The sequence below is a fragment of the Sporosalibacterium faouarense genome, assembly GCF_016765695.1.
Taxonomy (GTDB): domain Bacteria; phylum Bacillota; class Clostridia; order Tissierellales; family VENL01; genus Sporosalibacterium; species Sporosalibacterium faouarense.
Map to the genome: position 1 here is coordinate 17,917 of NZ_JAETGO010000045.1, position 11,901 is coordinate 29,817.

Below are 11,901 nucleotides of genomic sequence, written 5' to 3' on the forward strand. Positions count from 1 at the left end.
GCAAGATATAAACGGAAAAAATTGTTAAGCATATAAGGTGTAGTATACTACACCTTATATGCTTTTTTGTGTTATAATAGATGGGTCAGCATCATAATTTCATCACAATTTATTGCTAAAATAATATAGGTTAGAGTTTCACCTTTATATGATACTAAATGAAGGGAGAGGACGAATGAAGAAAAAGAACTATTTGAATTTCAGTAAAAAGAAAATGCTAGCAGGGACTTTGTCCATAATTATGATTATAACTATTCTTGGAGCTTTATACATAAATGCGCAAGCATATGAAGTTAAGGTTAATAATAAAGTGATTGGATTGACAAAGGATAAAGATAGCATAGACCAGGTTATGAGCTCTATGAAAGCATCATATAAGGAGCAATATAATAAGGAAGTTGAGTTCTCACAAGATGTCTCTTTTAATAAGGTTATGGCATTTGGAGAAAAAACTGAATCTTCCACAGAAATTATGAGTGAGATTGAAAAAAATATAGATGTTGAAGTGGAAGCTTATGCAATAACTGTAAATGATGAGGATTTAGCCATTGTATCCGATGAAAAGATAGCCGAGAAAATATTGGATGAACATAAGCAAACATATGTAGAACAACTTCAAGATGAAAGTGATATAGATATAAAAGAAATTGGTTTTGTAGAGAATGTTGAAATACAAAAAAAATATGTTGATCCTGATTCGATAATAGATGAAGAAGAAACCTATAATTTAATAACTACAGGAACAAAAGAAATAAAAAAGTATAAAGTTCAAAAGGGTGAAACGGCAACTCATGTGGCAGTTAAGTATCATATTTACTTAGATGATTTAAGAAAGGCTAATCCAGGTGTTAATTTAGAATTGCTTCAAATTGGACAGACTCTCAATGTTTCTGTGCCAAAGCCACTAATTAGCGTGAAAATTGTAGAAGGATTAGAATATGAAGAAGCTATACCTTTTGAAGTGGAATATGAGGATGAAGATAACTTATATATAGGAGATAGGAAAACTAAGGTTCAAGGTGTAAATGGAGAAAAAGAGGTTAAAGCAGAAGCTATTATGATTAATGGAATAGAAGAAGAAAGAAAGATTGTTGATGAAAAGGTTGTTAAAGAACCAAAAACAAGCGTTGTTTTAGTAGGGACAACTCCAAGACCAAAGACTTTAGCCTATGGTGAATTTAGGGATCCTACCAGAGGTTTAGGTAGAATTTCTTCACCATTTGGAAGTAGGTGGGGAAGTACTCATACAGGTGTAGACATTGCAAATCCCATAGGTACTACTATTACTGCTGCAGATGGCGGAAAAGTAGTATTTGCAGGTGTTATGGGGACATATGGAAAACTTGTTATTATAGATCACGAAAATGGATATCAAACATACTATGCCCATTGTAGTGCATTTCTAGTTAAGAAGGGCGAGAGAGTATATCGAGGTGAAGCAATAGCAAGAGTAGGGAATACTGGAAGATCCACAGGACCTCATGTGCATTTTGAAGTGAGGAAAAATGGAACTCCCGTCAATCCTTTAAGCTATATAAATAGATAAAATCAAAAAGTGATCGTGCTTTTAAATACCATTTAAGGGAATTTATTTCCCTTAGGAAAAGCTTGATCACTTTTTTTATGTCTATTCATGGCAAACATGTTCGAGGCCTCTGGCCAATATATCATATATATGATCATCGTCTAAAGAATAAAAAACAGATTTACCTTCCTTTCTATACTTTACAATTCGTGCACCTCTTAAAACCCTTAGCTGATGTGATATGGCAGATTGAGTCATATCGAGTAATTCAGCAATATCACAGACACACATTTCTGAATTAAAAAGTGCAAAAATAATTCTTACTCTAGTATTATCACCTAAAACTTTGAATAGGTTAGTTAAACTATGGACACACTCTTCTCTCGGATAATCGGATTTAACCTTATCTACTATTTCTTTATGAACTACTTTACAATTACATACTAAATTTTCATCACTCATTGATAAACCTCCTAAATTTATCACTTAAATCATATGAATATTTATTCATATATATACCACGATTATATAAAGATTATGCACTAAAGTCAAACTAAATAATAAAAAGATGGAAAATATTATAATAATAATATATAATAGAGACTAAGTAGTCGGTTTTATTCCAAAGGAGTGGTTACTTGCCTAGAATAAGTGAAGAGAAAAAAAGACAAAGAAAAGAACATATTCTAAATCATGCTTTAAAGGTATTTGTAGAAAAAGGCTATGAGGGTTCTAGTATGGATGATATAGTTAAGTCTTCTGGAGTTAGTAAAGGGGGAATATATAATTACTACAATAGTAAAGACGATATATTTCTTAGTATATCCCAAAGATCTGCCGAATATAGAAGGAAGTATTTAAAAGAACTATCAACAGATATAACATATAATGAAAGACTTAGGGAATACTTGAGGCTAGTTTTAAACAAGATGGATGATAAGGATAAAAGAGGGCAAGGAAAATTCATCTTTGAATCTTGGATTGTGATGAGTAGAAAAAAAGATCTTAAGAAAATTGCAAAAGAAAGATATTTAGACTTTGAGCGAGACCTAATTAATCTTATAAATGAAGGTATTAGGAAAGGAGAATTTAAAAGAGATTTAGATGTTAAATCTATGGTTTATATAATAATCTCTACCTTAGATGGGATTGCTTTTTTTAGATGTGTTTTAGGAGTAGAACCATCTGAAGATATTAAAAGCACCTATATTGAAATGATTTTAAATAAAATAAGCTTGGGGGAATAAATATGATAAATTTTAAGAGATGTACTGAAGTTAGTGATAGCAAAATATACGAAGCATTTAATAAAGGCTATGCCGACTATATTATTAAAATACGGCTTACTGAAGAACAATTTATAAAGAGGTTTTTAGGTATTGAATGTGAAAGGAAGAACTCTTTTGTTGCATTAGATGATGAGAAACCTATAGGTTTGATTTTAGGGGATATTCAAAATTATAATAATTTAAAAACAATGAGATGCTGCGGATTAGCAGTTATACCAGAATATAGAGGGACAGAAGTAGCCCATAAGCTGTTTGACTTACATAAATCCGAGGCTGAAATTAGTAATTGTGATCAGTTATTCCTTGAAGTTATAGATAAAAATATTAGGGCCATTAAATTTTATGAAAAAAAGGGGTATAAAAAAGTTTATGATTTAAATTATTATATTTCATCTGATTTGAATAGCTGGAAGAAAAATAGTTCACAGTTTGAAATCAAGGAAATAGAATTTGATATATTAAAAGAGAAGCGAGAAGAACTATCAGACCTACATATAAATTGGCAAAATGAATTCTTTATTATTGAAAAGCTAGATAATATAAAAAGCTACGGTGTCTATGATAATAATGAGTTGATAGCAGCATTGAATATTCAAGGGAATGGCTTTATCAATTTTATATGGGTGAATAAAAGATATAGAAATAGGGGTATAGCTACATCTCTCTTACAAAAGGCAGTGAAAGAAATGAATCTAAAAAATATACTAACTTGGTCAACCAATAACATGATGTACCAAGGGTTCTTGGAAAAAAGAGATTTTAATATTAAAATAAGTCAATATGAAATGACTAGAGTGCTTTGATAAAGGCATTTTAGATATGAAGAATAGGTATTGCTGTACAGCAATACCTATTCTTTATTTATATCTTTGAGAAATGATCATGGCATAAAGAAAAATAGGAATCTCTTTTTAAAATATAAACATTATATACAAAATTAGCACACAAATTAAAACAAAATTTATGTCAAAAATGTTATAATACAAAGATGCGCAAATATTAATCAGGAGGGAGTTATTGATATGAAGAAACTTAACAGACTAGTAATTTTAGCAATGTTACTAATTTTAGTTATTACAGGATGTAAAGGATTAAGTACAGAAAAGGATACCTTAAGCTCTAGGGAAATAGTTATAAGTGAAATCGCTTGGATGGGAACAACAAAAGATTATAATGATGAGTGGATTGAGCTATATAACACTTCCAATAATGATATAAATTTATCAGGGTGGACACTAAAGTCAAAAGATGGAACACCAACAATAGAATTAAAAGGCATTATTCCAGCAAAAGGATATTTTTTATTAGAGAGATCTAAGGATGATTGTATACCAGATTTGAAAGCTGATTTGATTTATTCAGGTGCTCTTAGTAATTCTGGAGAATCACTTTATCTTAAAGATCGTAAAGGAAAAACTATAGATACTATTAATAGTTGGATAGCAGGTAATAATGAAAGTAAGGCTACCATGGACCTTAGAAATCACAATAGTAGTGATTCGGTAGCTAATGATTGGGGAACGTCTACTGAAAAGTATAGTTTAGGATATGGTACACCAAGAAATTCAAGATATATTATTTCAAATGACGGATTAAATGAAGACAAAGATATAGAAGATAATAAAGGTCTTGGTAATTCTAAAAATGGTGAATTAGGTTGGGCATCCAATAGTACCGAAGCCATAAATGTATACTTTAATAAATCCGCCTTAACTGAATATGCTATTTCAGGAAATGAGGCCAATTATAATGTTAATTTGGAAGAAAGATTAATACATAGAATTAGTGAAGCAAAAGTTTCTATTGACATGGCAACTTATGAAATAAATCTACCTAGAGTAGTAGATGCATTAATTAATAAAGCATCAGAAGGGGTAAAAATAAGGATTATTGCAGATGCCAAGGAAATAGATGAATCAAACTTTGATGAGAGATATGCACTTATGAGAATATATTTGGAAAAAATGTTAAGAGGTAAAGATGGAAGAGTTGGGACTACTGATGATATAGCCATTTTTAGTGACTCTCCAATTTTTGCAGTCAAAGAATCTAATTTAAGAGATCAATATAATCTTCCCTTAAGCTTTAATGATGTTAAAAATGTAAAATTGATGATAAATGATGATGTTGTATCAGGTAATTTGTTATCCTATGGTGAACAAAAGAAAAATAATAGCTTTTATGCTCCAAATGACCAAATGCATAATAAGTTTGTAGTTGTTGACGATACATGGGTTTGGACAGGAAGCTGGAATTTTACTATCACAGGACTTTATGGTTCAGAAGAAAATATGAAAAATGGAATTTTGGGCGGCAACCAACAACATTCAGTTGAAATAAAATCCCATGAACTTGCTACAATTTATGAGACAGAATTTAATGAGATGTGGGGTAGTAATGATTTGATACCTAATGCAGAGATTGCCAATTTACATTCTAGGAAAAGTGATAATACAGTACATAAACTATCTATCGGAGAATCGAAAGTAGAGGTGTATTTTTCACCTGGTGATAACGCTCTAGGTAGAATGGCAGAAATTATAAAAAATGAAGCTGACCATAGTGTATATTTTGAAATCTTTTCTTGGTCAGATCAAAGATTATTGGATGAAGTTAAATATAAATGGGAACAGTCTTATGAAGATTCTAAAGGCATACTTACTGGATTTGATGTAAAGGGATTGTTTGATGGAAGTTATTGGGACCAGTGGTGGTCAGCATCTGTTGATATGACTGGTAGAAAAGGATCTATGGATAGTAAAGGAAATAAAAATAACAGATGGGCAAATCCAGCTCCAGTATTTCCAGCTAACGAAGAAAGGAAACTCCATGCTAAAACTATGATAATAGATGCTGATACGGATAGTAATCCTACAGTAATTGTGGGGTCAACGAACTGGAGCAATAACGGTAACTATGTAAATGATGAAAATATGCTTATAATATATGATAGAAAAATAGTCAATCAATTCTTACAGGAATTCTATGCTAGATATAAGAAGGCAGCTGGATGGATTTCACAGTAAAAAAATAAGGAAATGGTAACAGAATTTAATAAAAGGCATATTATAATAATAGCTAAAGGCAAAGTAACTTGTTGAAGGGAGGATTCTTAATGGCTGACGGTAAAGGATTATTAGCTGGATTATTCGATGGAGGTAGCGAATTATTATTTTTCTTCTTGTTACTAGTTATACTATTCATGCCTTACGGATATAAGTAATAAATTCCACTCTTACATTGAAACGAAGCTATAGTAGTATAGCTTCGTTTCGCTTTGCAATAAAAAAAATATAAGCTTCTAAATTATTGCTTCTTCACCAGTTTTGATGCAACAAAAAGTACTATCATTACTAAAATATATATAAGGTATAGACCTTTAGCACCTATTATAGGAATATTAATGAATCCTTCTGGATGATTTAATGCATACACAAAAAAAAGAACTGCAAAGATGAACATGGAAACACTAATTGTAAACAATACTTTTGATAAATTCATATCTCTCCCTCTCACTTTATACATTAATAGACAAAAAGTAATGTGAATTAGGTATTGTATATATAATATATACAATACCTAATTCATTTATATTACAGAATCACTACAAATAAATTGTCTATCTATTGCTCACTAAAATCAATTTCAGATACTTCCGAGCTGTTCATAATATCATGAGGTGTTATGCCTGGCTCTGAAAATCCTGATTTTTCGATATCAATATCTTGATTTTTGTAAGATGCCCATACTAGCTCTGAACAATACCAGTCTGTTTCACTTGAGCTAGTGTCTTTTGCAAAATCTAGACTGTAAGATGAGCCAACTTCTCCAGAGCAAAAGGATATAGCATCTGTTATATTTGTTGATGTAGCATCATCTACACGAAGAATTGTAACATCTTTATCATCAACCCTTGTATCATCTAAAAGACTTCTTACAACCCCATCACTGATAGCTTCTATTAATCTAATATATGTTACATCTTGCTCTGAATTATAATGAAAGCCCTCAACAATTGCAATATGTCCAGTTATACCGAATCCACCATTATCTTCATAAATGACATCACCTTTTTTTATTACATCTTTAAGATTATATTTACTATAATCTGGGTGTACATCAGATGGTAATGATGTACCAATATTATAATAATATGAAGATCCTCCTCCACTACTAGAGGAACTACTTTCTATTTCTGATTGAGGTTGAAGTAAAGAATAAAAAACATCTAAATATTCTTGTGCATTTGAATAGTCTTGCTCTTTATAGTCTTTGATAAAATCTTCAAAAGTCATGTTAAGGGGTATATCATTGGTATCGGCATAGTATGTGATTTCTTTATATGCAGCTTTAAGATTGATATCAGGAGATTCAGCAAATCCCATGGAATTAACGCTTAAAAGCATAATTAAAATAATTGTTATAGACAAAAATTTGCTATAAAATTTTTTCATAAGATAGCTCCTTTCATAATTCTCTTTATTAATATTTTTTGTGATAAATCTATCACCTATATAACAAGCTTGTATATTAATATAATCGTATCATTTCGAATATTGTATTGTCAATAATTAACAGTAAATATTTTTCCTAATATTATAACTGGAAATTGTTTAATTAAGAGTTTTATATTTTTTGATTTTATTTGACCGGAGTCAAAGTTTTAGTATCAATTTAATCCTATAATATAAGTAACAAAGAAAATAACATATACAAAATTAAAATGTTACGTATTGTAAATAAATGTATAAGAAATGTTTTATAATTGAGATTTTGAAATCATTAAAAAATTAGGGAGGAATTAAGTATGAAAAAAGAAATGTTAGTGGCAGAAAATACTTATTGGGTAGGTTATGTTGATGATAGAAAGGTACCCTTCCACAGATTAATTTTAGAAAAAGGAACAACATATAATAGTTATCTATTGAAAACTGAAAAGCCAACAGTAATAGATACAGTAGATATTAGCTTTGGAAGAGACTTTGTTGAAACAGTTAAGAACCATATTGATCCAGAAGACATAAAGTATATTGTTATAAATCATGTTGAACCTGATCACTCAGGCGGTCTTCCAGCTTTGGCAAGCAAGGCTAAGGATGCTATTATAGTTACAACTGAATTAGGAGCTGAAGAATTAAAGGAAATGTATAAGCTTCATGATAGAGAATTTTTAATTATAAAGGATGGAGATAGATTAGATATAGGTGGAAAAACCCTTAGATTCTTTGAAACTCCATATCTTCACACCGAGGAGACTATGATAACCTATTGTGAAGAAGATAAAGTTTTATATCCATGCGACATATTTAGTAGTCATGTGGCAACAAAAGAGTTGTTTAATGATTTAGCGGCAGAAGATATTAAGGAAGATTTTGATGTATACTATAAGCTCATCATGCATCCCCATAGACCCTATGTTCAAGATATGATTACTAGGATTAGAAAATTGGATATTGAAATGATTGCACCTTCACATGGATATATTTTAAGAGAAAATGTAGACAAATTCATTGATACCTATGACGAAATGAGTAAACCTTCTAAAGAGGATAAAGAGGCATTGATTGTATATTCAACTATGACTAATAATACGAAAAAGATTGCTAATTATATTCTTGAAGGACTTGAGGATAAGGGAATACCTGCAAAAGTAATTAAAGCAGATAAAAATACAAATATTGATGAAATTAAAGAAGCCATATTAAAGGCAGATGCAATATTCTTTGGTAGTTCAACTAGATATGCTGATATGGTTGGAAGCATTGAAGATGTGTTAAAAGAGCTAAAGAATATGGATTTAAGCTCTAAGTTAGGTGTAGCCTTTGGATCATATGGTTGGAGTGGAGAAGCAGTAGAAGTAATAAATGACTATCTAAATGAGAGTAATATAAATGTTGTAGACAGATCACTTATTATTAAATCAACTGGAATGGATGACGTTCAATTCCCTATAAGAATAAAGTTTAATCCAGATGAGCAAGGAAAAGAAATGCTATATAAATCAGTTCATACAGTAGGAGATCTACTAGTAGGATAATTATATTGGATAGTTGAGATAATAGAAAAGCATTTAAAGGAGGTTTCTTGACCTCCTTTAAATGCTTTTTCTCAAATTTATGCAGTTACTAGCAGCCTCCGAAATATGGATAGCAGAAAAGTATTACTAGTAACAAGAAGAAGAATAATAATTCACTTCCACTTTCACCAAAACCTCCGTATCCGTAACCCATACCTTCACCCCATTTCATAGGATACTAGGATATAATTTATCCTATTGTAATATATGTGATTGAGATTTAAAGTGTGAATAAGGACATGTTTTAACGGGAATAAGAACAAAATAATTAAGGAAAATGAAGTTTAATTTTAAGAAATATACACATAATTTATGATTATTCATATAATGAAGTAACCAAGATATCAATAGCTTTAAGCAAAGGGGGTTCATCTAATGGCAGATGGAAAAGGTGGAATCTTAGGTTGCTATGGTGGAGATAGTAGTTTACTATTTTTCTTCCTATTACTAGTTATTTTATTCTGCTATCCATACTATGGCGGATGCTAATAATTAATTAAGTTATAAGCAACGAATAAAAAATGGATAATTGAATAAATGTTTTATAGCGATAAAAGAGAAAAAAGTCTGGATTCATATATGAATTCAGACTTTTATTCGTTATTGTATAACTCTTATGGCCCCTTTAAATCTTCTCTTCCAATGTCTTTCTAATTTACTAATTAGAAATCCACTTTTAGGAGACATGTGAACAAATCTATCTTGGCTTATCATTATACCTGTATGAGTGATGATATTGCGACTAATGGCAAAATAAGCTAAATCTAGAGGTTGTAGTTCATTTATTGAAACCTGTTTATTACTAAATTGTTTTATGGCACTGATATATCTTTCTGGATCAGTTTTATACCAATCTTCTGGAATAAATTCTCCATCATCATTGGGGATTTCAATACCAAATTCTCTGTAGAAAAGAATCACAAAGCCTAAGCAATCTATTCCTTCCTCAAAAGAACGACCATTATGAACGAACTTTACTTTTTCAAACTTTGGAATTAAGCTTTTGATTTTTCTTTCAATATCATTCTGATTGATAGTAACACCTCCACTTATAACTGGTCATATAACTCTTAATATATAGTTATGCTTTAGAAAAAAAAAGGATACTTATTTATAAAGCTCTCAAGTTTATAAACTTGAGAGCTTTATAGGGTTAGCTTAAGAGTAACGAATATTTGGAAGGCAAAGAATAATTTACAGTTTAGGTTGATTCTGGAGTTCTTCTTTTGGTAGTACAAGATATGAAGAAATTGAAATTGTGTTACTAAAAGAAGGAAATAAATTAATAAAGTGTATAAATATATTTTAGAGGGACTATATAATATGAAAAAAACATAAAAAAATGTATATTCTTGGAGTAATTTGAAAAAATATGTTGACATTTACCTCCTTTGATTGTTTAAATCAAATTAAGAAGTAAGGAGTGGTTGATTGGTGAAAAAGATAAGAGTTCTTTTGTTAAAAAAGCATGATGAGAATGAAGAATTTGTAAAATCTCTTCAAGTCTTTTTTAGCAAAAGGAATATAGAATTAAACATAGTAGAAAGATTTGATAAATATGGTACTATAAATACTTTGAAGCAAGATAAAGCTTTTACTGCAGTTATTATACAGGAACATTTAAATGACTCATCACCCATTGACTTAAGATTTATTAAAGAGATAAAACAAGAGATTTCCAATGTAAGGTTGATATTTATTATTTCTGACCATCATAAAGATAATATCAAATATTTACAAAAACTATATGATAGCAAGATATATAACACTGTATTTCAGCAAGATATAAGTGGTGAAATGATTGGCAAATTAATTCTTAATTATACTAAACCAGAGGTTAGTAAATCATATCTAGGCTTAGATGAAAAGAAATTACATAATACATCGGAACATGAGTCTATGGAATCAGTTGACTATAAAGATATGAGTTCTATCATTGAATATCTTTATTCATCCAAAGACTATAAAGATTTATCTAGTAGATATAATTTGATATCTAAAAATTATGATGAATCGAAAAATATTAATATAATAGCTAGACTTCCTAAAGAATTAAAAAACAAACTTCATGGGAATAAAAGATATGAAATATTTAGAAATAAGCTAGAAAAAGCTGAAGAAAATCATATAGATATAAAATCAGATAAATTAGAGGAAAATAAAACTAGAATTATTACGAAACAAAGGATTATAAAAAAAGAGGTAATAAAGCATGTTTATAATTTGCCTAAGGATTATAAAAAAGTAATTTCTGTATTCGGGTTTGAGAGTGTAGGAAAAACTACTATAGCTTCTAATTTAGCATACTTACTAAGTGAGAATAAAGTTAGGACAACATTAATTGATACAGATACTGAAAAAAAAGATGTATACTATCATTTTGATAAGGAGTACGTGGATTGTTTAAGTAAATTAAATACAAGTAAAGAGTGTATGGATCTTGGACAAGTATTAAATGAATATTTGACAGTCTTTTCAGAGCATAAGGATAGAAATGTAGAATTGTCTCAGGAAAAGCTTATGAACCTAATTAACAGTTCCAAAAAAAGTTCTGACATAGTTATTATAGATTTATCCGATAAACTAAAGCAAGAAACCATATCTACATTATTAAATTTCTCCGACAATATACTTTTTATATCTTCTCAAAATATGAACTCTTTATATAGAACTCTTGATTATATATCTAACTATAAGGACGAATTAGATTCTATTGAATTAGTCATTAATAGATTTGTTCAAGGGGTTAAGTATTTAGATAGTAAGAGTATAAGAAAGCATTTCTTTAATAGTTTTAAAGAGAATCCACAGCAGATAAATGTTAATAATGTATTTCAAATAGCCGATGATAGAAAATCCATTATTAATGGATTAGCTTTAAGAAAACCTGCCATTTCAATATCTAATAATAATATAAGGGAAGATATAAAACAGATTGCAGAGTATTATTATAAAAGAACAGATAATCAAAAAGGATTTTTCAAAAAATTAATTAAGTTTGTAAAATGAAA

10 protein-coding genes are annotated in these 11,901 nt (G+C 29.6%); 6 read left to right on the forward strand and 4 right to left on the reverse strand.

The features are described 5' to 3' along the window. Positions 1-175 precede the first annotated feature (175 nt). Positions 176-1,546: a peptidoglycan DD-metalloendopeptidase family protein gene (locus JMO20_RS09155; RefSeq protein WP_202709284.1), complete on the forward strand. Its 1,371-nt coding sequence runs from the start codon at positions 176-178 to the stop codon at positions 1,544-1,546. Between the two features lie 81 nt (positions 1,547-1,627). Here JMO20_RS09155 and JMO20_RS09160 read toward each other — a convergent pair whose 3' ends face one another. After that, positions 1,628-1,987, reverse strand: a complete 360-nt coding sequence (locus tag JMO20_RS09160) for an ArsR/SmtB family transcription factor (RefSeq protein ID WP_202709285.1) — start codon at positions 1,985-1,987, stop codon at positions 1,628-1,630. 176 nt (positions 1,988-2,163) lie between these two features. On the opposite strand from JMO20_RS09160, the gene JMO20_RS09165 reads away from it, so the two are divergent. From JMO20_RS09165 to JMO20_RS09175, 3 genes are all read left to right on the forward strand, one after another. After that, positions 2,164-2,772, forward strand: coding sequence for a TetR/AcrR family transcriptional regulator (locus JMO20_RS09165; protein ID WP_202709286.1), 609 nt, complete (start codon positions 2,164-2,166; stop codon positions 2,770-2,772). Between the two features lie 2 nt (positions 2,773-2,774). Then, positions 2,775-3,617 carry a GNAT family N-acetyltransferase gene (locus JMO20_RS09170; protein ID WP_202709287.1) on the forward strand — a complete coding sequence of 281 codons (843 nt, stop codon included), beginning with the start codon at positions 2,775-2,777 and terminating at the stop codon, positions 3,615-3,617. Positions 3,618-3,836: 219 nt separating this feature from the next. After that, positions 3,837-5,840: a phospholipase D-like domain-containing protein gene (locus tag JMO20_RS09175; RefSeq protein ID WP_202709288.1), complete on the forward strand. Its 2,004-nt coding sequence runs from the start codon at positions 3,837-3,839 to the stop codon at positions 5,838-5,840. A 280-nt stretch (positions 5,841-6,120) separates the two neighbouring features. On the opposite strand, the gene JMO20_RS09180 is transcribed toward JMO20_RS09175, so the two are convergent. Further along, complete coding sequence (locus tag JMO20_RS09180; protein WP_202709289.1) at positions 6,121-6,315, reverse strand: hypothetical protein; 195 nt, start codon at positions 6,313-6,315, stop codon at positions 6,121-6,123. Between the two features lie 122 nt (positions 6,316-6,437). Beyond that, on the reverse strand, positions 6,438-7,268 hold the full coding sequence (locus JMO20_RS09185; RefSeq protein WP_202709290.1) for a YiiX/YebB-like N1pC/P60 family cysteine hydrolase: 831 nt from the start codon (positions 7,266-7,268) through the stop codon (positions 6,438-6,440). Positions 7,269-7,621: 353 nt separating this feature from the next. On the opposite strand from JMO20_RS09185, the gene JMO20_RS09190 reads away from it, so the two are divergent. Then, positions 7,622-8,851 carry an FprA family A-type flavoprotein gene (locus JMO20_RS09190; protein WP_202709291.1) on the forward strand — a complete coding sequence of 410 codons (1,230 nt, stop codon included), beginning with the start codon at positions 7,622-7,624 and terminating at the stop codon, positions 8,849-8,851. A 639-nt stretch (positions 8,852-9,490) separates the two neighbouring features. On the opposite strand, the gene JMO20_RS09195 is transcribed toward JMO20_RS09190, so the two are convergent. Then, positions 9,491-9,943 carry a C40 family peptidase gene (locus JMO20_RS09195; protein ID WP_341534016.1) on the reverse strand — a complete coding sequence of 151 codons (453 nt, stop codon included), beginning with the start codon at positions 9,941-9,943 and terminating at the stop codon, positions 9,491-9,493. A gap of 381 nt (positions 9,944-10,324) precedes the next feature. Here JMO20_RS09195 and JMO20_RS09200 point away from each other — a divergent pair, with 381 nt between their 5' ends. After that, positions 10,325-11,899: a nucleotide-binding protein gene (locus tag JMO20_RS09200; RefSeq protein WP_202709292.1), complete on the forward strand. Its 1,575-nt coding sequence runs from the start codon at positions 10,325-10,327 to the stop codon at positions 11,897-11,899. Positions 11,900-11,901: the final 2 nt, after the last annotated feature.

Coding starts and splice junctions, on each gene's coding strand:
- JMO20_RS09155 (WP_202709284.1), top strand. CDS start 176: ATGAAGAAAAAGAACTATTTGAATTTCAGTAAAAAGAAAATGCTAGCA.
- JMO20_RS09160 (WP_202709285.1), bottom strand. CDS start 1,987: ATGAGTGATGAAAATTTAGTATGTAATTGTAAAGTAGTTCATAAAGAA.
- JMO20_RS09170 (WP_202709287.1), top strand. CDS start 2,775: ATGATAAATTTTAAGAGATGTACTGAAGTTAGTGATAGCAAAATATAC.
- JMO20_RS09175 (WP_202709288.1), top strand. CDS start 3,837: ATGAAGAAACTTAACAGACTAGTAATTTTAGCAATGTTACTAATTTTA.
- JMO20_RS09180 (WP_202709289.1), bottom strand. CDS start 6,315: ATGAATTTATCAAAAGTATTGTTTACAATTAGTGTTTCCATGTTCATC.
- JMO20_RS09185 (WP_202709290.1), bottom strand. CDS start 7,268: ATGAAAAAATTTTATAGCAAATTTTTGTCTATAACAATTATTTTAATT.
- JMO20_RS09190 (WP_202709291.1), top strand. CDS start 7,622: ATGAAAAAAGAAATGTTAGTGGCAGAAAATACTTATTGGGTAGGTTAT.